This window comes from Pristimantibacillus sp. Z349TD_6, assembly GCF_056173205.1.
In genome coordinates this window covers 4,944,670-4,965,099 of the sequence record NZ_CM149662.1, presented here as the reverse complement: position 1 = coordinate 4,965,099, position 20,430 = coordinate 4,944,670, and the positions used below count along the sequence as shown (strand labels likewise).

The following is a 20,430-nucleotide window of genomic DNA, read 5'->3' as shown; positions in this document are numbered from 1 at the left end:
TCCATCTCTTTACAAAAACAATATGGTTCTCAGTATAACATGGATTAGTTATCGAACCAATGAGATTTGAAGCTGGATTATTATGAGCTGAGATGATACATTTAGAGGCGGAGGTTTACAATGGGTGCTTATCGTTTTGACTGGAATGAACGGCTTCGGATCCGTATTCCCGTGCTGGAAATGGAATGGGAGCAGTATGCAGCAGCTGTGCAGCTTGCGATCGTAGAGCAGTGGGAACTCATTCGTGGGACGATCCCCGATCGCGTGAAAGAGTTTGAAGCGTTCATCAATGAAAAGCAGGCAAAGCTGTTTGAAGAAGATAGCTTTGAGCAATCCTGTATACTAAACTATGAAATTGCCGATTATGCAAGTAGGATAAACGACCTTCATATTTGGTATCGCCTAGAGCAGCAATTAGAGCCGCGCTGGCATTCATGAACGATTTTGAGGAGAGGTGCATCATGAGATTGACGACTTTGACAGGCCATCGAGTGCCCCAGAGCCCACTAAAGCTCATGCATCGCGTATATAAATATGTACTTCCCGAAGTGGCGCGAGAGCTCAAGCAACATCGCGTATTTGCACTGCGAATACCAGATGCTGAGCTGCGAGCACAAGCTCTTAGCAGTATGGACAGCAAGAAGTTTCATTGCCAAGGCGGCGGAGTTTATGCAGCGGCGAACTTAGAGCACAGACATGTGCTCATACCGTTAATTGTTGCGCTGCAGACCATTAGCGACTATTTGGATAATCTATGTGATCGCAGCACCTCTCTTGATCCGAATGATTTTCGATTATTGCATCAATCGATGCTCGATGCCGTCAATCCCGAAGCTCAGCTTCAGGATTATTATGCATTTCGCGATGAAAAAGACGATGGCGGTTATTTGCATCATCTGGTGCGAACTTGTCAGATCCATGTCGCGCAATTGCCTTCCTATGGAAGTGTTCAACAGCATGTGATTGAGCTAGTCACTTTATATGGCGATTTGCAGGTGTACAAGCATATACGCAAGGAATTGCGCGAGGAGCATTTGTTTGCATGGTGGGAGCAGCATCGAGGGAACTATCCAAACCTGAAATGGAATGAATTTGCTGCGGCATCAGGTTCGACGCTGGGCATGTTTATGTTGTTTCTAGCCGCAAGCGAGCCATGCTTATCTACGCAGGACGCTGCAGCGATCAAAAATATTTATTTTCCGCATGTTTGCGGACTTCATATCCTGCTCGATTATTTAATCGATCAAGAAGAGGATCAAGTAGGCGGAGACCTTAATTTTTGCAATTATTATGATAATGACAGTCTGCTTGTTGAGCGTCTCGGTACGATTGTGAACCGAGCGCGTGAGGATGTGAAGCAGCTTCCTGCTTCTCGTTTTCATCGTTTGATTATTGAAGGGCTCTTAGCCTTATATTTGTCAGACCCGAAGGTTCGCCACCAGGCGGATGTCAGAAATGTTTCTAGGAGGCTAATGAAGAACAGCCCGCTTACGCGTCTGTTTTTCCTTATTAACAGCATCTGGATTCGGAAACAACAGGCTTAACTATAAATAAAAAATGTGGAGGAATGACCATGTCTGCAGTCAAATCAATCGCAGTATTGACAAGCGGAGGAGATTCGCAAGGAATGAACGCAGCCGTTCGTGCTGTTGTAAGGAGTGCACTATATCACGGTTTGGATGTATATGGTGTTCAAAGAGGTTACCAAGGGCTTATCAATGACGACCTTAGACAAATGGATTTGAGAAGCGTTGGCGATATTATTCAACGCGGCGGTACAATTTTGCAAACAGCTAGATGCAAGGAGTTTATGACACCTGAAGGCCAACAGCGCGGGGCCGAAGTACTTCGTGCTAGAGGTATCGACGGTTTGGTCGTTATTGGCGGCGACGGCTCTTATCATGGCGCTAATAAGCTAAGCAAGCTGGGCATCAAAACGATGGGACTTCCAGGAACGATTGATAACGATATTCCGTTTACGGATATTACAATCGGCTTTGATACTGCGGTTAGTATCGTAGTAGATGCGATTAACAAAATTCGCGACACGATGTCATCGCATGAGCGTTCATCCGTCGTTGAAGTTATGGGACGTCATTGCGGCGATATCGCTTTGCATGCTGGTCTAGCAAGCGGTGCGGAGACGATTCTTGTACCAGAGGTTCCTTTTGAACTGACTGAGGTTGCAGAGCGTATGAAGACGAATTTTGCCAAAGGCAAGCGTCATTCAATTATTGTTGTAGCAGAAGGTGCGGGCAAAGGTGAAGAGGTAGCAAGACAGATTACTGCTAATAGCGGAATTGAGCCGCGTGTAACTGTACTTGGACATATTCAACGCGGCGGTACGCCGACGGCAATCGATCGTATTCTAGCAAGCCGTCTTGGTGATTTTGCCGTTAGACAGCTAATGGCTGGCGATTCAGGCAAAGGCTGCGGCGTTGTTAAAGGCGAGCTCGTAACGACTGATATTGATCTTGTTGTCAATACGAAGAAACCATTTGACACGGATATGTACGAGCTGGCACTTCGTTTATCCCAATAAAAATAAATATTAAAAAAGTCCACCGCCGCTTTGTTAGCGAAGGTGGACTTTTTTTGTGTTTAAAATATGATTTAAGCTAATTATAATTTACGTTAGGAGTGTACTTGTTTCCGGCATTCCATAGTAGAAACTCCTTGATGCCTGTTTCTTTCAAAGCTCTAATCTGAGCTTCGACTTCCGTTTTGCCATATTTCACAAAATGACCCGCGCCTAGCCAGCTTGCTGTGAAATCTTGAATCCACGGGCGAATAATCGGTTTAACCTCCGTACCCGGATCAAGCTTCTTATGCGTATCGAGCATGGCGCCTTTTATAGTTTCATATGGGCTTTTGTCAGGATCCTTTTGTTTAAACCATCCTGTACTATAGTGACTAGGATAAACCATAGGCGAAATGACATGCACATCATTTGAAATTTTCACAAAATCTTGGCCAATGCCTTCGGCTGTCGGTACGGATGCCGCATAACCAAATATATCTACCGAAACCCTAACACCGAGCGGCTGAAGCTGCTCTCTAGCATATTTGACAAATCCAGCGACTGTGTCCACGCGGCTCTGATCAGCCTTGCTGAAGGTCAGTGTATCTGATTTGTTATCAAAGCCCTCTGGGAACCGAACATAGTCGAATTGGATTTCCTTAAAGCCAAGCTTTGCTGCTTCCTTGGCGACAGCAATATTATAATCCCATACTTCTTTGCGATAAGGATTTACGAAGCTCTCACCGCGATTGTTTTTCCATATCGTTCCGTCTTGCTGGAGGAAAGACAACTCAGGCTGCTTTCGCGCAAGTACCGTATCCTTGAAGACTACAATTCTGGCTATCGGATAAATATTATGTTTTTTTAAAGTAAGCATAAGTTCATTAATATCTCGGATATATTTCTTCGAAGCGCCAACCTCTAGCAGTTCGGGTGTTGTAGTAGGATATGTAATGTAGCCGTTGTCATCTTTAATGTCGATTACCATACTATTGAGGTCCGTGTCGTCCAGCAGCTTTAAAAGCGATTCCATGCGCGCACCGCCTGCGCTGTGAGCAGTTACATAGATTCCTTTGATCGGTGGTGTTTCAGGCTGCGGGTCTTTTATGATGAGTCCAGCGTGATTTTTCCCTGAGATTTCGCCTCCATTTGCAGCTGCATCCGGATCAATGATGGTTTGGCCAGCTGCGGAATTTAAGTATGCAATTGCTAGCTGCTTCACTGCGGTGTTATGCTCTCCGCTTCCAGTGAGCAAGCTGTACAGCAGCAGCAATGTTGAAATGATGTTGTCCATTTTGCTCTCTCCCCGTTAGCTATTCTGTTCAAATTATAAAGCAGATGGCATGTCTGGGTCATTAACTTTTTTACAATTGTCATAAAACTCATATTGAAAATTTGCTAAAAAGCTGAAATAAAGACTTGCAAATAGGGGATTATCGCCGCCGTTTTCCCGCAAAACAAACAAAAGCCAGCCGAGTGTGACTCGACTGGCGCATAAATAATCCGTGTGTGTCCCGCATTGTCATTGTAACAAAGCTTCTCTCTGCTGATTGCAAATACTGTGCTGCACAATTTCCATTGCGTCAGCAGGCTCTAATACTGCAAGACCGTCACGCAGCACAATGCTGATGTCCAATTCGCGTTTCGTAAGAAAAGGACTGAGCTCTGGGGCTAGCTTCTCTACAATTTGAGACAATTTGACCGTTTCCATATCCACCTGAGCCTCACCCTTTCATATCTAATGTTTAGGGGAAATCATATGGCAAGAAACCAAACTACGGGATACAAACATTATATCAGGATCATTTTCAAAAACATAGGGATACGGTGTAAAATCCATACCTGCGTATATGATTTAGTCTTTTGGCTTGTAAAAATCGCCGATGACACCAACCGTTTCTACGATGTTAATGAATGCACGCGGGTCGATGGTGGTAATCGTTTTGCAAAGCTCTGCTATTTCATATTTCGTTCTTACAGTCATCAGCATATCGCGATCACCCGAAGAATATGCACCGCGTGTTTTTATTATTGTAATTCCGCGCGGGTGCAAGAGCAGCTTTGCGAGCAGCTCTTCGGTTTTGGTCGTGATGATGAAGGCCGTAAGTTTAATATGCCTCACGTGGATGAGATCTACTACTTTTCCAGCGGAAAAAATAGCGACGAGCGAGTATAAGGCTAAATTCCAGTCCTTCGTAAACAAAATCAATACTGCAATGACTACGCCATTCAATAAAAATATAATCATGCCTATTGGCCAATCGTGTTTTCGCGTTGCAATCGAGGCGATAATATCGAAACCGCCTGATGAGCCGCCGTACCGAAGTGTTAAACCGCTGCCAAACCCGACTATAATCCCGCCGAATACAGCGCCAAGCATAAGGTCATCCGCAATTTTCATGACGGGTATAACCTGTAGGAATACCGTAGAGGCGACAACGGTGTAGACGCTCCATATAATAAAGCGATGACCTACGATAAACCATCCCCATAATAGCACCGGCACATTGAGGATAAAATAAAGCAAGGCGATGTTTCCGCCCGTAATATAGCCGACCATCATGGAAATACCAGATATTCCACCGCTAAGCAGCTGGTGCGGAATTAGAAAAAAATTGAAGCCCAGTGCGATAAGGAAGGCGCCTATCGTCATCATAGGGATTGTAAAAAGGTAACGCAGGGAATGCGGATTCAATAAAATCGCTCCAATGCAACCGACTTGTTTAATTCCTTTATTTTGGCATGCTTAGTATGTCTTAAATTGGTTTGCTGGTATTCACGATTGATTGTGTGCTATAATGATTTGGATATTCTTAAGTAGGCTGCAGATAAAAGGAGTTTGAGAAAAGTTTGAAAACATTTGCTGAATTTGGCTTGGAACCAAAAGTGTTACAAGCAATTACCGAACTTGGATTCGAGGAATCTACCCCGATTCAAGACAAAGCTATCCCTATTGCTATGGCGGGACAAGATTTAATTGGCCAAGCACAAACGGGTACAGGAAAGACAGCGGCATTCGGAATTCCGCTCATTAACAAAATTCCGACAAGCGAGGAACGCATTGTCGCATTAATAATGACGCCAACCCGTGAACTCGCTATTCAAGTGGCTGACGAGATCGGGAAGCTGACAAGGTACAAAGGTCTTCGCTCATTGCCGATTTATGGCGGACAAGAAATTGGTCGTCAAATCCGTGCATTGAAGAAGAAACCTCAAATTATTATTGGTACACCAGGACGTTTGCTTGATCACATCAACCGCAAAACAATCCGTCTTGAAGATGTACAAACCGTTATTTTGGATGAAGCAGATGAAATGCTTGATATGGGCTTCATGGAGGATATTCAATCTATCCTTAAGCAAGTGCCAGACGAGCGTCACACCATGCTGTTCTCTGCAACAATGCCAACAAACATTCAGAAGCTTGCACAGCAATTTCTGAAAAACCCTGAGCATGTTTCAGTTATTCCAAAACAAATCACAGCTCCACTTATTGAGCAATCTTATATTGAAGTGCATGAGCGCCAGAAGTTCGAAGCGCTTAGCCGCTTGCTTGATATGGAATCCCCTGAGCTAGCTATCATTTTCGGTCGTACAAAACGTCGGGTTGATGAGCTTAGCGAAGCGCTTCAAAAACGTGGATATACAGCAGACGGTTTGCACGGCGACTTGTCGCAGAACCAACGCGACAGCGTAATGCGTAAATTCCGTGATGGCAGCATTGATGTATTGGTAGCGACTGACGTTGCTGCTCGTGGCCTTGATGTATCCGGCGTAACGCATGTTATCAACTTTGACCTTCCGCAAGATCCTGAGAGCTATGTTCACCGTATCGGTCGTACAGGCCGCGCAGGTAAAGAAGGTACAGCTTGGTCATTCGTTACACCTCGTGAAACGGACCACTTGCATTTCATCGAGAAAGTAACGCGTCAGAAGATGAACCGCAAGCCGCTTCCAAGCATCGCAGAAGCGATTGAAGGCAAACAACGCGTAACAGCTGAACGTCTTCTTGAAGTCGTTCAAAACGAAGAGTTCTCTGAGTACAAAGCGATTTCGATTCAATTGCTTGAGCAATATGATTCCGTTCACTTGCTCTCAGCAGCAATTAAATTGCTGACTGGCGAGAAGAAAAACGTAGAAATCGAATTGACACCGGAAGATCCGCTTCGCGCGAAAAAACGCAAGCCGGACATTCGTTCAAACGGTCGTCCATTCAACCGCAGCGGTTCGTCCTCTTCATACGGCGGCAATCGCAGCAGCAGCACTGGCGGCAGCGGTGGCGGCGGATATCGCGGTCGCGATGACAGACGCAGCAGCGGCAGCAGTACTGGCGGCAGCTCGCGCGGTGGCTATGAGTCCCGTGGCGGCAGCAGCAGTGGCGGCGGCTACGCTGGTAAAAGAAGCAGCGAAGGACGTCCAGAAAACCGTCGTCCAAAAAGCTCTTCCGACGGTTATGTAAATAACTAATAATCGTTTCCCTTGTATAACCAAAAAAATCGAGGAAGTCCGTGATCCCTAACGGGCATCTGGACGACCTCGATTTTTTTATTATTATTCTATTGGTTGTCTTATTACAAAACAGATATACGAATTCCGCTATACTTTGTAGTTTAGTGGGAGTAATCTTACTTTTCTGGAGGCAGATCCGATGGAACCAAAGGGGCTAATGGGTGGGTTTTACCGAATTTCGGAATGGATCATGAGATTGGCAGTTATTAATGTTTTGTGGTTGATCTGTTCGATTCCATTCGCTTTTTTTGCATGGGGATTGGTTTTGTCACAGGATGTCAATCAAATCTATTCCGCTCTTATTGCGATGGCAGTCGTCGCGCCGTTCTCCTTATTTCCAGCAACAGCAGCTATGTTTGCGGTTGCGCGCAAATGGGTAATGGGTGAGAGTGACGTTGCGCTGTTCAAAACGTTCTTCCGCGGCTACAAGGAAAATTATAAGCAAAGTATGCTAGGCGGTATTATTTATACGATACTGCTTGCGATTATGGTTGTTGACTTTATCGTATATCGTGAACAATTGAATTTGCTTTCATACATTTTCATTGCATTTTTGCTGCTGTTAATCGTATCGCTATTTAATTTTTTCTCTATGCTTGTCCACTATCATATGAAAACGTTTCAATTACTGAAAAACGCCGTTCTCATTACGATCGGCAAACCTTTCCGTTCGCTTTCAACAGCAATTATGAGCGGCGCGGTTATGTATTTCAGTACTAGATTCACTTTTCTTATTCCTTTCTTTATGGGCAGCATCATCGCTTACCTGGCGTTCTGGAACTTCAACTTGATTTACCAGAAGCTTCAAGACCAAGCGGAAAAAGCGCGTTTGGCAGAGGAAGAAGAAGCAGAGAAGGCTGCCGAGCTAGACCGTATCGATTTAGTTAAGGAAGATTCGAGCGGCTCCAGTAAATAACAGCCCATCAAAGTTTACTTTTTCTTTTGTTCAGTCTATAATAAGCAATACCTCCTGCGATGCTCGTTACGGCTTTACGCTGTTTTGAACCAATGGCTGTTTCACGGGAGACCAACATCGAGACGCAGCTGACATGCCCCCGAAAGGGGATCTCAAAAGCGGTTCTGCGGTCACCCACCTGCGTAAGCGGGTTCAGAAACATGTGAGTCGGACGGCATAGGCGGGTTCTCATTTTCAAATAAAGAGCATTTGCTGGTTAAATCCAGTGATAGCTCTTTTTTCATGGGACAAATCATGGTATCATATAGAGTAATGTACATAGATGCCGGAGGGGGAGATCGTTGTTGTTGAAGCGGACCTTGATCGGGCTGCTGCGCAGTCATGAACAGACGGGCGACAGGGCTAAGGATCCAATGCTCAAATCTCATTTCTACAAGCTGTCGAAAGATAAGGCTTGGGAAGAAGTGATATCGACTCTTAAGAAAATGCAAGGATATAAGGTGCTTCATGAGGTGCAATCCGTAGGGGAGATTGTGCTGGAGAAGCGCACAGCATTTGGAAGAACGATGGACATCACCGTTTCCGTTATTAGCGTAAATCCGCTCCAATCAGCTGTCGATATTTATTCAGCATCCCGCGGCTCATTAGGGGATCTTGGTTCTAATTACAGAGTCATTATGGATTTATATCGTACGCTTGATAAGAAGCTAGCTGCATTTAAAGTAAATAATTAATTCATAAACAAAGCGAGGAAGGGTAGCCTTCACTCGCTTTGTTTGCAATAGTGCTGAAAAACTTCTTTGTTTTGAATTTACACGAGTGCTTTTACAGCGTTGATTGCTTGCTCGTAATTCGGGTGCTCTGTCATTTCAGGCAAATATTCAACATATTGGATCGTATCATTAGCATCGATAACGAAGATCGAACGTTGATCCAAACCAAGTTCTTTAATATATACGCCATATGATTCACCAAAGCTATGCGCTTTGTAGTCAGACAGCAGCACAACTTTGTCGATACCTGCAGCACCGCACCAGCGTGCTTGTGCGAACGGTAGGTCAACGCTGACAGTTAGGACAACAACATTGTCGCCTAGTTCGCCAGCAGCTTCGTTAAAGCGACGAGTTTGTGCATCGCAAACGCCAGTGTCGATTGAAGGCACAACGCTGATTAGTTTGATCTTACCGGAGTAGTCCTTGAGGGAAACATTTTCAACAAGTGATTTGTTAAGATTGAAATCTGGGGCTTTGTCCCCTGCTTTAAGTTCTGGTCCTACTAATGTGATCGGGTTGCCTTTGAATGTGGCAGCTCCATTACGTTCTTGTGTCATTTGTAAATTTCCTCCTCTAATGAGATATGGTCAATACCAGATTTATTATAATCGTTATGAAACAACCTTGTCCAATTGTTGGATTGAGAAAGGGGATGTACTCGTGATCTTCTTGCGATATGAGAGCTTTCGCTCTTACTTAAAGATGTATCCCGTAACATCAATATTAATTTTATTGAATATTATTTATTTTATTGTCGTATTATGGAATGGCGATCCTAATGATTCCTTGCATGCATATCAGTATGGCGCGTTTGCTACTGACCCAGTGAATGATCCATTTGGATTAGAACAGCCATGGCGTTATTTAACAAGCATGTTCATGCATGCGGGATTTGAGCATTTGCTCTACAATATGTTTGCTTTGCTCGTGTTTGCACCGCCGCTAGAGTATCTGCTTAAACAAACGAGATATATTATATTTTATTTACTTTGTGGGATTGCGGGAAATGCGATGAGCGCTTTCGTAAATGTGCTGCAAGACGATCTTTATGGTCATGTGGGTGTAGGAGCCTCAGGGGCTATTTACGGCGTGTATGGCGCGTTTCTGTTCATATCGTTGTTCCGCAAGGCTCAGCTTGACGAGAGCTCTCGTAAAACGGTGTATACGATATTAATATTTGGGGTTATTTATTCGATTGTAGTAGCCAAAGTGGATTTATGGGCACATGTTGGTGGCGCTCTTGCAGGCTTCTTGCTCTACCATTTCTTTGACCGAATAAAGACTCAAAAGAAACAGCGATACTCATAAAAACTATGTAAGTACGGGAGAGAATTGAACCGGTATGGAACTTCGTCAGCTTCATTATTTTGTAAAAGTAGCGAAAAAAGAGCATGTAACGCAAGCGGCGGAAGAGCTGCATGTGGCGCAATCTGCAGTAAGCCGGCAGATTCATCAGCTTGAAGAAGAGCTTGGCGTAAAACTGTTCGTTCAAAAAGGTAGAAATTTGCAGCTCACACCAGTCGGTCAGCTTTTTCTAAAGCGCGCTGAAGTGATATTGGCTGATCTGGAACGTGCTGTCATTGAAATACATGAATTTCTTGACCCCGAGAAGGGGGAAATTAGACTGGGCTTCCCGCATAGTCTTGGGATCTCATTAATTCCACAGGTTGTGGCAGCTTTCCGCAAGCTCCATCCGAATGTGAAATTTAAATTTAAGCAGGGGATGTATCCTTCGCTTATTCGTGACATGGTGAAAGGCGAGATTGACTTGGCGTTTATATCTCCTTTCCCGGATGAACATGAATTCGTTTGCGGCGAAGTATTGCTGACAGAGGAGCTATATGCGATATTGCCGCCGGGGCATCGCTTATCGGACAAAGTATCGATTGAATTGAAAGAGCTGGAGCATGAGACGTTCGTGTTGTTTAGCGAAGGGTATTCGCTTAGGCCAATCGTTTGGGGGGCATGCCAAGAGGCAGGTTTTACACCGAAGATTGGTTTTGAAGGGGAAGAGACGGATACGATTCGCGGTTTGGTAGCCGCTGGGATGGGCGTAAGTCTTCTTCCAGAGATGGCGCTTCACTATACAGGGCCATTGCAGCCGACTAAAGTTAGGGTGATCGAACCTCAGGTGACTCGTACAATCGGACTTATCCAGCGTTCAAATGAGAAATTGCCTTTGGTTGCGAAAGTGTTTCACGGTTTTCTGCTTCGTTATTTCCAGAACACGATAAAATAGATAAAAGAACAAAAAAAGAGGAGCAGTTCCTATCGGTCGATGAAGACCGAAGGGGAACTGCTCCTCTTTTGTTTAGCTATAAGACACGTAAGTTTATTCCTGACGGCTGCCGCCTACGAAGATTAAGATATATCTGACAAGCTCCAGCAAGGACAAGAGAGCCGCTGCTACATACGTTAAAGCCGCTGCGTTAAGCACCTTTGCAACTCCGCGTTCCTCATCATTCGTTATGAACCCTTCTGCAACCATAATGTCTCTAGCTCGGTTGCTTGCATTAAATTCAACCGGAAGTGTAATGACCTGAAAGGCAACTGCTACTGAGAAAAATATGATGCCAAGCCCAATTAGGTTGAGTGCAGAGAATAGAATACCGGCAATAAATAAAAATGGAGCTACACCGGACGCAAAGTTCACGACTGGGAATATACGATGTCTGAGCACGAGCATTGGGTAATGCTCCGCATGCTGAATGGCATGGCCGACTTCGTGACAAGCGACTGAAATCGCTGAAATTGAATTTTCATAATACACCGGCTCCGACAAACGTACAACTCGGTGAATCGGATCGTAATGATCGGTTAGTGTACCGCGTACTGGCTCGATCGGTACATCATGAAGTCCGTTAGAATCAAGCATTCTTCGTGCAGCCTGATAACCGGTCAAACCACTGTTGGCTTGAACTTGCGTCCATTTTTTAAACGTTCCTTTGACTCGGAATTGAGCCCAAATTGTTAGTATAAATGCAAGTACGATTAAAACATAGATAAACGCCATTGAGTCATTCCTCCAATTTTTGATGAAATGTATAGCTACATGAGGGAGCTTTTGTTAATGAGAAGCATTAGTGCCTCTATGCAAGCTGCGGTTTGCGGCATGAGACGCGTGTAGAGGTGATTGGCTTGACGAGGCTTGAGCTTCTTAATAACAGGCTCTAACTCCTTCACTTCACGCTCGAGCTGGCTTAGATGGTACTGCAAGTCCGTAAGCTTACGTGAGACCTGCTCCTCAGGTGTAATCTTGCTCCAGCTTTCAATTGTGGCCTTAATCTCATCTAATGTATATTTATCTTTTTTCATCTGTTCAATACGTTCCAGACGCTGCAAAGTTTCATCAGAATAGAGGCGATAGTTTTTGGCGGAACGCTCTGCAGGCTCTATTAGACCGATTGAAGTGTAATAATCAATGGTTCGTGCACTGATTTGCGCAAGCTTGGATAGTTCTCCGATACGATACATTTTCAAATCCTCCATTCGTTCAAAATATAAGTAAACTAGATCCCGCTTGCGTACTAAGCTTATGTTTCATCTCATTCTGAGATGATGTGTCGACAAAGAACAGGTTTGTTTTTTTAGCTCGTCATGTCTAAAAGAACATCATTACCTATTGAGGTGAAATTCTCAATCACCATCTTATGGGAAAACGTATAACTATTGTTCCTCTAATGATAATAGGAAAGTAACCATACAGTCAAACGTGTTACATGACTATACAATTTTAGTGTCAATTTTCAATTTCGACAGAGCGTTTTTATGTGTTTCTTCTATATAACGCAATTTAGGTGACATGAAACGGGTGTGAGTCATAGTGATTTACGCTTTTAACTAGAAAAAGTAGGAACCAATACCTATATAGAGTGAAAATGCGAAGAATAAGGAGTTTCCGCTAACGATTTTGGGGTTGATTTGCCTCATTTCTTAACGTTCGTGTTAGATTATATGCCGAACGTTTGATTTTTTTTATAAAAATAGTTAAAACGTATTGTCAAATTGAGCACTACTGACTATAATGACATTAAGTCTTTCTTAACGTGTAAGGAAATATAACATTTAGGGAGTGGTCGTAATGATTAAGAAAACGATGTTAGCTTTAGGAATCTTCACCTTATTGTTCCCGGTAATGGCGTTTGCAGAGGATCCTTCCGCAGCAACGTTGAACATGGGTCTCAACTCTCTATGGGTTATGCTCGCATTCATTCTTGTTCTACTTATGCAAGGCGGTTTTATTCTTCTTGAAACAGGATCAACACGGATGAAAAATGCTGGTCACGTTGCTGGCAAAACAATTTTCACAACGGGTTTGGCAGCACTTATTTATTGGGCTTTCGGCTACGGCATCGCATTTGGCGGCGATAGCGGAATTAACGCATTGATCGGTTGGGGCAATTTCTTCTTCGATCCATCCCTAGCAGCTGGTGAAGGCGAGAGCTATCCTAGTACAGTATTCTTCTTATTCCAATTAGCATTTGCAGCGGTTTCGCTTTCCATAGCATGGGGCGGTTTTGCAGAAAGAGCTAAACTTTCAGCTTATATCGTATTTACCGTATTCTTCATTGCCATAATCTATCCTGTAGTAGCTCACTGGATCTGGGGCGGCGGTTGGCTGGCTGAAGATGGAGCGCAAGATTTTGCAGGCTCCACAGTTGTTCACTTAACGGGTGCGCTTGCAGCATTTGCAGCGACTGTATTACTTAAACCTCGTATTGGTAAATTTAACAAAGACGGCTCTGCGAATGAGATTTTGGGACATAACCAAGTATTCACAGCACTTTCTGTATTGCTTCTATGGGTAGGTTGGTTTGGGTTCAACGCAGGCAGCACGGTAGCGATTGGCGATGGATTTTTTGGATATGTAGCATTCAACACGATGCTTGGAGCAGGCGCAGGCGGCGTTGCAGCGCTTCTTATTTCTTGGGCAGTAACAGGCAAAGCTGACATTACGGCTATGCTGAATGGTACGCTAGCAGGTCTAGTTGCAATTACAGCTTCTTGTGCTTACGTCGCTCCTTGGGCGGCAGTCGTCATTGGTTTAGTAGCTGGCGTGCTCGTGTTCTACAGTGTGAAATTTTTCGAGAAAGTTAAAGTTGATGATCCTATCTATGCTCTATCTGTACATGGCGCGGCTGGTGTGTGGGGTACGCTTGCCAACGGTATCTTTGCAACGCAAGAACTCGCAGATAAAGTGGGCGTAGGTACAGGCGGCTTGATCGACACAGGCAGCTGGAAGCAACTTTGGGTTCAATTCGAATCGGTAGTAGTCGTTGGCGCATTCGTACTCGCTGCATCATTCCTTATTCTAGGCATTATGAAGCTTGTGATGGGCTTCCGCGTAACAGAAGAGCAAGAAATTATCGGTCTTGACCTGAGTGAGCATGGAGCTTATGGTTATCCTGAGCAAATGAAAAAAGCTGGTCAAAACATTCAAGGCTAATAGAAGGAACGCGATGGACTGACCGAAAGGAGAGAGCGTCGCATGAGTGATCCGGTGCGATTGCAGCTGCTTAAGCAGATTGGTTCAGCTGATCATGTGGATAGGCTGCGAAACTTGCGGGATCAGGTTCACGAGCATATGGAGGCTCTTCTCCCAACGCGTCCAGTCGAACAATTTAATGAACAATTAAATGAGGTGCACGATGCGGTGATTCAGCGCTCGATTATCCTCGCAGAAGCGGAAATGGCACGGAGGGGGAATGGTTCTCCCCCCGTGCCTTACGCATATGTATTGTTCGGCAGCGGCGGTCGGCAAGAGCAAACTTTGTCAAGCGATCAAGACAGCGGAGTTGTCTATCAAGATCCAGTGGCTGATTCAACAGAAGTTAAGAACTATTTTTTGAATTTAAGTGCGCTCATTGTAAACAATCTCCAAAGTGTAGGTTACCCGCCTTGTGAGGGCAATGTGCTAAGCAGCAACGCGGATTGGTGTTTGTCCATTTCGGAGTGGGGCGTTAAACTGGGTGCTTGGTTTGAGGAGCCTGCGTGGGAGGCAGTGCGTTATTTGCTTATTATCGCTGATGGCCGCTGTATTTATGGAGATTATAAGCTAATTGAACAGCTTAAAGAATTGTTTTTTATTGATATGCTTAACCACCAGATCATCCTGCAGCGGATGCTGGATAATACGCTTCGGCATAAGGTGCTGCTAGGCTTTTTTGGCCAATTGCTAAAGGAGCAGTATGGCGAGGAAGCGGGCAGCTTAGATATTAAATATGGCGCCTATATTCCTATGGTTAATTCGATTCGGCTATTATCAATACAAGAAGGCATCCGTGAAACCTCTACGCTTGAGAGAATTAGAATGCTTGTAAAGGCAGGAAAGATGTCATCAGCCGACGGGGCTATTTATGATCAAGCTTTTCGGATTTTTCTCCGGCTCCGTCTAATGACGACTGAGAAAAATGCAGATGGCTTATATGCCAACAATGGAAAGCTGTCGAGCCATAAGCTTACGAAGGAAATGACGGATGAGCTTAAGAGCGGACTGCGTCTTGGCAAGAGGTTGCAACGAACGGTTTTTAAGCAAACAATGGGCAGGTTTACGTAAGGCGGTGGAGAAATGAAGGAACAAAAAGGCGTCGGTCGCATGTGGAACCTATACAAAATGGGAGGATTTACGCCTGCCATCGCTTCTATGTTAGGCTCGCAAAATGCGCAGCAAATGGCGTTTATTCGGAATGTCAATAAAGAGCAGCGCAAGCAGTCGATGTTCGATATGCCTCTTCGAGAGCTGGAGGTCATTGTTTTTGATCTAGAGACAACGGGCTTTTATCCGAATAATGGGGATGAAATTATTTCATTTGGCGCTGTATTGTTTCGAGATGGCGAGCTTGTTGAAAGTGAAACCTTTTATAGTCTCGTGAATCCAAAACGAAGAATTCCGAAAGCGATTGTCGAACTGACCGGCATTACGAATGAAATGGTACAGGATGCTCCTGATTTGATGCAGGTGCTTCATGATTTTATGGAGTTTGTCGGCAGAAGGCTGCTTATCGCACATGCTTCCGGCCACGATAAGCAATTTCTGAACGCGGCATTGTGGAGGACGTCAAAGATTAATTTGAACCACAGAGTGCTGGACATGATGATGGTGGCCAAATGGCTGGAGCCTAATCTGGAAGGATACAGTCTCGATGATTTGCTTGAGAGCTGCTGTATTCCAATTACAGAGCGGCATCATGCTTTGCAGGATTCAATCATGACAGCAAAGCTGTGGCGGAACTATTTGACGCGTATTTTGGAACGAAATATTACGACACTCGGCGATCTGTATGCCTATTTAAGCAAGCACTAGCTGCAGTGGAATAAATGAACCTTCTGAGCGGCGATAGGGCTTAACGTCAGGCGATTTCATGTTCTCCAGTGAAACAATCCAATAGGAAAGCTCCGAAGCGGGCAGGAAACCGTCAGTGTCGCTAGAAGACGGAATAGCCTTTGTACGCGGATGCGAATGAAATAAGCCGACAAGCGTTTGTCGGTTTTTTTGCATGTCATAATAAGCAGCGGTCCACTCGGTCGGATCAAACGAGAACGAATGCATGGGATCGTTATGATTATTAGTTATGGGGATAACGATATCTATAATGGCTTCATTTTGATCAGCGGTAATGGAATGTAGGGATTGGCTGCTTGCCATAATGCCACATGCCTCAAAAGGTTGAGCATCCGCACATATTTGAATAAGCCGCTCGAATGCCGATTTGGTTATGCAGCCACGCGTTTGGTGTGTTTTCAACACAATGCCTCCTTTTTATAATGCGAATGAATTAAGTATAACGAAATAGGCTTAAGTCCGCTAATTTCAACAAGGCTGAGTATGAATTATACTCAACTTACCCATAATAGTCGTCAGAGAATAGATAAGAACCATTTCTTTAAAAATGACGTTTTGATGGCTAATTTGTCCTGTGTATTGAGCTTCTATACGGTGCATGATACCATGAAGCGATATAGGCATTTGAAAAAGTGAAAAAAAGGATGGAACCTCATGAAACGTGTCGCAGCACTATTTACGATTGCGTTGCTGTTTGCAGGATTAGCTGTATTTCAATATAAAAATGATGACTCGGATTCAGCAGCGATAGCAGCCACTTCAGTTGATTTTAAGCCGAAAGCGGGATTTCAAGCGACAACCTTCAAACTTCCTGATCTTGATGAGAAGTCCTATGAAATAGGGGGCAAACAGGATAAACTGACTTTCGTTAATTTCTGGGCATCCTGGTGTGGTCCTTGTGAACTGGAAGCGCCGGACCTGCAGCGCCTGCATGAGCAATACGGGGAAAAAATTTCACTCGTTGGCGTTAATGCTACGAAATTCGATAAAGAACGGGCAGCTAGAGACTTTGTCAAAGAATATGAGTTCACGTTTCCAATCTTAATGGATCGGGTGGGCGATGTGACGAAGCAGTATAAGGTAGATACGTTTCCAACAACGTTCCTTATTGACAGCGAAGGTGTAATTAGAGAGCGGATCAATGGCGTCATTCCTTATGCGGAGTGGGAACGCATGATTGAGAAATGGATGTAGTCGGCAGCAACAACAAAAAAAGAGTCGAGCAGGCGTGAATAACCTGTTCGACTCTTTTTTTGTTGTTTTAATGATTGACGAGGCCCATGCGATCGTGAGGATCAACGAGCGTACTGTCAACCTTTACCATGTTAAGCAGGGCGTAACGTATGCTGTCTACGAGAGCTTCCCAGCTTGCTTCGATAACGTTGTTTGATACGCCAACTGTGCTCCACGTATTGTTTAGTCCAGTCGACTCGATTAGAACTCGCACCTTAGCTGCTGTAGCGTCCTTCTCGTCGATTACACGGACTTTATAATCGGATAGATGGATATCAACAATTTCCGGATAAAACTGCACCAGCGCCTTGCGCAGAGCGTTATCGAGGGCGTTGACAGGTCCATTACCTTCAGCAGCCATATAAACTTGTTGGCCGCCAACGTTGATTTTTACAATCGCTTCTGAAATCATTTGGCCGTTTGTTTTTTCTACGAGCATTTTGAAGGATTCAACCTTGAACAACTCTTTTACTTCGCTGCCGAATGCTTCGCGAAGCAGCAGCTCCATGGAAGCGTCGGCGCCTTCAAATTGGTAGCCTTGATGCTCGAGCTCTTTAATTTGATCCATAATGAGCTTTGTTTTCTCATTATTTGCGTTGACGTCAAGTCCAAGCTCTTTCGCCTTGGATATGATATTGCTTTGTCCTGCGAGCTCAGAGACTAGTATTCGCTGCTTGTTTCCAACAAGCTCTGGTTGAATATGCTCATAGGTTTTGGAATCCTTCATAATGGCGGAGACATGAATGCCGCCTTTGTGAGCGAATGCGGCATTGCCGACATAAGCTTGACCAACAGGCATGTGAACATTCGCAATTTCACTGATATATCGAGCTGTACTCGTCAATGTGCGAAGCTTATCCTCTGGCAAAACGTCATAATTCATTTTGATTTGCAAGTTAGGAATGATGGAGCATAGGTTCGCGTTCCCGCAGCGCTCGCCGTAGCCGTTGATCGTGCCTTGTACTTGACGAGCTCCGGCTTCGATTGCTGCTAAAGAGTTTGCGACAGCCAGCTCACAGTCATTATGTGTATGAATGCCGATAGGGGCCGTTAGCTCCTGCTTCACGCGAGAAACGATTTCATGGATTTCACTAGGCAATGTGCCGCCGTTTGTATCGCATAGGACGAGCCAGTTGGCGCCAGCTTCCTGTGCTTTCTTCAAAACAGCAATGGCATACTCTGGATTGTTCTTGTAGCCATCGAAAAAATGCTCGGCATCAAACAAGGCTTCCATTTGATTTTGCTTTAGAAAAGCAATGGAATCAAAAATCATCGACATATTTTCTTCTAAAGTCGTTTGCAGGGCTGTATGTACATGGAAATCCCATGACTTGCCTACAAGCGTAGCAGCCGGAACACCGGACTCCACGATGCGAACAAGGCTGGCATCCTGCTCTGCCAAACTGTTTTTGCGACGAGTGCTGCCGAAGGCAGTAATTTTGGCGCTTAAATTGAAAGCTTTGATCCGCTGAAAAAACTCAATATCCTTACTGTTGCTTCCAGGATTTCCGCCTTCAATATAATGAACGCCCAACGTGTCGAGCTTCTGGGCAATTTTTAATTTGTCATCTGCCGACAGGCTGATCCCTTCACCTTGAGTACCGTCACGCAGCGTCGTATCGAATATAGATATGTTTTTTGTCATTAACGGGACGCCTCCTTCACTGAATGCCTTTTCAAATCATAATTTAGTATTATAACACTTGTCGCCTTGAAAGTAGAGGGGGCAAAAGGAATTTTTGTCAGCTCGCGCGTGCTTCGTTGACTTGACCCTATTGGAATTGTATGCTTGGGTGGATAAGCTTATGTAGGCTTATGGCTTAGGTTAGGCGGTGTGTTGCGCGATTATGACGAATACAAATGAGTTCTATCCGGCTAAGGGCCGAGTTATCATTCATTTAGATATGAATGCTTTTTATTGTTCCGTACATGAGGCTGAGGAGCCGGAGAAATATAAGGACAAACCAACTGCGGTGTCAGGCAGCGTTGAGCAGCGAAAGGGTATCCTCGTCACTTGTTCTTATGCAGCACGGAGCAGAGGGATAAAGACGGGAATGACAGTCAGACAGGCACTAACACTTTGTCCTGAGCTTATATTAATCAAACCGGACTTTTCATTATACCGTAAATATTCACATGGCTTTATGGCAATCGCTAGACAATATACGCCGCTCGTTGAGTCTGTATCGATTGACGAATGTTATATGGACATTACCGGTTCGAAAATGTTCGGCTCGCCGCTTGATATTGCGGCTTCGCTGCAGCAGCGAATCAAGTCCGAGTGGTCTCTTCCTTGTTCTATTGGTTTAGCTCCAAATAAGCTGCTTGCAAAGATGGCATCCGACATGAAAAAACCAAACGGGCTGACTGTGCTGCGGATTCGTGATGTGCAAAAGGTGCTTTGGGATAAGCCGTGCGATCATTTGTTTGGCATTGGCAAAAAAACGGCTGATAAGCTCAGCAAGCTGAATATTCGGACGATTGGCCAGTTGGCAGCATCGGAGGAAACGATGCTGAATAAGCATTTTGGCGTAGTTGGCTCTTGGATGAAATCAGCTGCCTACGGACTTGATTACTCTGAAGTTAACCCAAATCGGGAACGGAACAAATCGATCGGTCATACGACCACGCTTCCAAGCGATATTACTTCGCGGGAAGATGTTTTCCGGGTGCTGCTTAATTTGGCGGATCAGACAGGTCGCAGGCTGCGAAGGCAGAAGATGGTCGCAACTACGGTTCAAATCACAATTCGCAAGCCGGATATGACGACGATTGCACGCTCCCACACCCTTGCAGCACCTACGGAATCGAGTGAAGATTTCTATAGGGAGGCTTGCAAGCTATATGACCGACATTGGAAGGAAGGCGAGCCGATTCGGCTGCTTGGCATAACGCTCCAGAACCTCACTTTGCTTGCAGAAACTGCCTTGCAGCTTGATTTGTTCAGCTACGAGAAACAGCCGAGAAAAGAAGCGTTGACTAAAGCGATGGATCAGCTCCGCGACAAGTATGGAGAAGATGCTGTTTTGACGGCAGGAATGCTTGGTGATGATCCTTCAACCTTAATTAGGAATAAACGAATTCGCGGTACATCCTTGCAAAAGGACGATAGTTTGTTATATATTGATGAATGAAG

Annotated in this window: 21 protein-coding genes and 1 other RNA gene; 14 read left to right on the top strand and 8 right to left on the bottom strand. The window is 44.7% G+C overall.

Annotated elements, in window-relative coordinates; all coding sequences use genetic code 11:
- Positions 1 to 120 precede the first annotated feature (120 nt).
- From AC0VYE_RS21830 to pfkA, 3 genes are read left to right on the top strand one after another with little or no spacing between them, the layout of a single operon-like run.
- The gene (locus AC0VYE_RS21830; RefSeq protein ID WP_076266822.1) at positions 121 to 438 is read left to right on the top strand and encodes a hypothetical protein; all 318 of its coding nucleotides are present in this window, start codon (positions 121 to 123) and stop codon (positions 436 to 438) included.
- Between the two features lie 23 nt (positions 439 to 461).
- Positions 462 to 1,544, top strand: a complete 1,083-nt coding sequence (locus AC0VYE_RS21825) for a tetraprenyl-beta-curcumene synthase family protein (protein ID WP_475442857.1) — start codon at positions 462 to 464, stop codon at positions 1,542 to 1,544.
- 29 nt (positions 1,545 to 1,573) lie between these two features.
- Positions 1,574 to 2,542 (top strand): 6-phosphofructokinase, encoded by a 969-nt coding sequence (gene pfkA, locus AC0VYE_RS21820; protein WP_076266824.1) that lies wholly within the window; start codon positions 1,574 to 1,576, stop codon positions 2,540 to 2,542.
- Positions 2,543 to 2,618: 76 nt separating this feature from the next.
- Here pfkA and AC0VYE_RS21815 read toward each other — a convergent pair whose 3' ends face one another.
- From AC0VYE_RS21815 to AC0VYE_RS21805, 3 genes are all read right to left on the bottom strand, one after another.
- Positions 2,619 to 3,815, bottom strand: a complete 1,197-nt coding sequence (locus tag AC0VYE_RS21815) for a putative glycoside hydrolase (RefSeq protein ID WP_475442856.1) — start codon at positions 3,813 to 3,815, stop codon at positions 2,619 to 2,621.
- Between the two features lie 228 nt (positions 3,816 to 4,043).
- Positions 4,044 to 4,232: a hypothetical protein gene (locus AC0VYE_RS21810; protein ID WP_076267060.1), complete on the bottom strand. Its 189-nt coding sequence runs from the start codon at positions 4,230 to 4,232 to the stop codon at positions 4,044 to 4,046.
- Between the two features lie 144 nt (positions 4,233 to 4,376).
- Positions 4,377 to 5,177 (bottom strand): YitT family protein, encoded by an 801-nt coding sequence (locus tag AC0VYE_RS21805; protein ID WP_076267061.1) that lies wholly within the window; start codon positions 5,175 to 5,177, stop codon positions 4,377 to 4,379.
- Between the two features lie 194 nt (positions 5,178 to 5,371).
- Between AC0VYE_RS21805 and cshA the strand changes: the two genes are divergently transcribed.
- The 4 genes from cshA to AC0VYE_RS21785 all read left to right on the top strand — a co-directional run bounded on the left by cshA (position 5,372) and on the right by AC0VYE_RS21785 (position 8,680).
- Entirely contained in the window at positions 5,372 to 6,988 is a 1,617-nt protein-coding gene (gene cshA, locus AC0VYE_RS21800; RefSeq protein ID WP_076266826.1) for a degradosome RNA helicase CshA, read from the top strand.
- A gap of 181 nt (positions 6,989 to 7,169) precedes the next feature.
- The gene (locus AC0VYE_RS21795; protein ID WP_076266827.1) at positions 7,170 to 7,946 is read left to right on the top strand and encodes a YesL family protein; all 777 of its coding nucleotides are present in this window, start codon (positions 7,170 to 7,172) and stop codon (positions 7,944 to 7,946) included.
- A gap of 48 nt (positions 7,947 to 7,994) precedes the next feature.
- A non-coding RNA gene (gene ssrS / locus AC0VYE_RS21790) (6S RNA) lies at positions 7,995 to 8,177 on the top strand.
- Positions 8,178 to 8,290: 113 nt separating this feature from the next.
- Positions 8,291 to 8,680: a DUF1499 domain-containing protein gene (locus tag AC0VYE_RS21785; protein WP_083681704.1), complete on the top strand. Its 390-nt coding sequence runs from the start codon at positions 8,291 to 8,293 to the stop codon at positions 8,678 to 8,680.
- A gap of 77 nt (positions 8,681 to 8,757) precedes the next feature.
- Here AC0VYE_RS21785 and tpx read toward each other — a convergent pair whose 3' ends face one another.
- Positions 8,758 to 9,276 (bottom strand): thiol peroxidase, encoded by a 519-nt coding sequence (tpx, locus tag AC0VYE_RS21780; protein WP_076266829.1) that lies wholly within the window; start codon positions 9,274 to 9,276, stop codon positions 8,758 to 8,760.
- A gap of 103 nt (positions 9,277 to 9,379) precedes the next feature.
- Here tpx and AC0VYE_RS21775 point away from each other — a divergent pair, with 103 nt between their 5' ends.
- Both AC0VYE_RS21775 and gltC read left to right on the top strand, forming a co-directional pair.
- Positions 9,380 to 10,027 (top strand): rhomboid family intramembrane serine protease, encoded by a 648-nt coding sequence (locus AC0VYE_RS21775; RefSeq protein ID WP_475442855.1) that lies wholly within the window; start codon positions 9,380 to 9,382, stop codon positions 10,025 to 10,027.
- 34 nt (positions 10,028 to 10,061) lie between these two features.
- Entirely contained in the window at positions 10,062 to 10,958 is an 897-nt protein-coding gene (gltC, locus tag AC0VYE_RS21770; protein ID WP_475442854.1) for a glutamate biosynthesis transcriptional regulator GltC, read from the top strand.
- Between the two features lie 93 nt (positions 10,959 to 11,051).
- Here gltC and AC0VYE_RS21765 read toward each other — a convergent pair whose 3' ends face one another.
- A complete protein-coding gene (locus AC0VYE_RS21765) occupies positions 11,052 to 11,732 on the bottom strand; it encodes a zinc metallopeptidase (RefSeq protein ID WP_076266832.1) in 681 nt (226 codons plus the stop codon).
- Positions 11,733 to 11,767: 35 nt separating this feature from the next.
- Positions 11,768 to 12,193 (bottom strand): MerR family transcriptional regulator, encoded by a 426-nt coding sequence (locus AC0VYE_RS21760; RefSeq protein WP_372238962.1) that lies wholly within the window; start codon positions 12,191 to 12,193, stop codon positions 11,768 to 11,770.
- A gap of 607 nt (positions 12,194 to 12,800) precedes the next feature.
- Between AC0VYE_RS21760 and AC0VYE_RS21755 the strand changes: the two genes are divergently transcribed.
- The 3 genes from AC0VYE_RS21755 to AC0VYE_RS21745 are packed head-to-tail and all read left to right on the top strand — an operon-like array spanning position 12,801 to position 16,022.
- Positions 12,801 to 14,165 carry an ammonium transporter gene (locus AC0VYE_RS21755; RefSeq protein ID WP_076266834.1) on the top strand — a complete coding sequence of 455 codons (1,365 nt, stop codon included), beginning with the start codon at positions 12,801 to 12,803 and terminating at the stop codon, positions 14,163 to 14,165.
- Positions 14,166 to 14,207: 42 nt separating this feature from the next.
- Positions 14,208 to 15,275: a DUF294 nucleotidyltransferase-like domain-containing protein gene (locus tag AC0VYE_RS21750; RefSeq protein WP_475442853.1), complete on the top strand. Its 1,068-nt coding sequence runs from the start codon at positions 14,208 to 14,210 to the stop codon at positions 15,273 to 15,275.
- A gap of 12 nt (positions 15,276 to 15,287) precedes the next feature.
- Positions 15,288 to 16,022 carry a 3'-5' exonuclease gene (locus AC0VYE_RS21745; RefSeq protein WP_076266836.1) on the top strand — a complete coding sequence of 245 codons (735 nt, stop codon included), beginning with the start codon at positions 15,288 to 15,290 and terminating at the stop codon, positions 16,020 to 16,022.
- Here AC0VYE_RS21745 and AC0VYE_RS21740 read toward each other — a convergent pair.
- Positions 16,008 to 16,463 carry a M67 family metallopeptidase gene (locus AC0VYE_RS21740; RefSeq protein WP_475442852.1) on the bottom strand — a complete coding sequence of 152 codons (456 nt, stop codon included), beginning with the start codon at positions 16,461 to 16,463 and terminating at the stop codon, positions 16,008 to 16,010. The genes AC0VYE_RS21745 and AC0VYE_RS21740 overlap by 15 nt on opposite strands.
- Positions 16,464 to 16,715: 252 nt before the next feature.
- On the opposite strand from AC0VYE_RS21740, the gene AC0VYE_RS21735 reads away from it, so the two are divergent.
- Entirely contained in the window at positions 16,716 to 17,255 is a 540-nt protein-coding gene (locus AC0VYE_RS21735; RefSeq protein ID WP_076266838.1) for a TlpA family protein disulfide reductase, read from the top strand.
- A 67-nt stretch (positions 17,256 to 17,322) separates the two neighbouring features.
- Here AC0VYE_RS21735 and cimA read toward each other — a convergent pair whose 3' ends face one another.
- Entirely contained in the window at positions 17,323 to 18,939 is a 1,617-nt protein-coding gene (cimA, locus tag AC0VYE_RS21730; RefSeq protein ID WP_076266839.1) for a citramalate synthase, read from the bottom strand.
- Between the two features lie 202 nt (positions 18,940 to 19,141).
- On the opposite strand from cimA, the gene AC0VYE_RS21725 reads away from it, so the two are divergent.
- The gene (locus AC0VYE_RS21725) at positions 19,142 to 20,428 is read left to right on the top strand and encodes a DNA polymerase IV (RefSeq protein ID WP_475442851.1); all 1,287 of its coding nucleotides are present in this window, start codon (positions 19,142 to 19,144) and stop codon (positions 20,426 to 20,428) included.
- Positions 20,429 to 20,430: the final 2 nt, after the last annotated feature.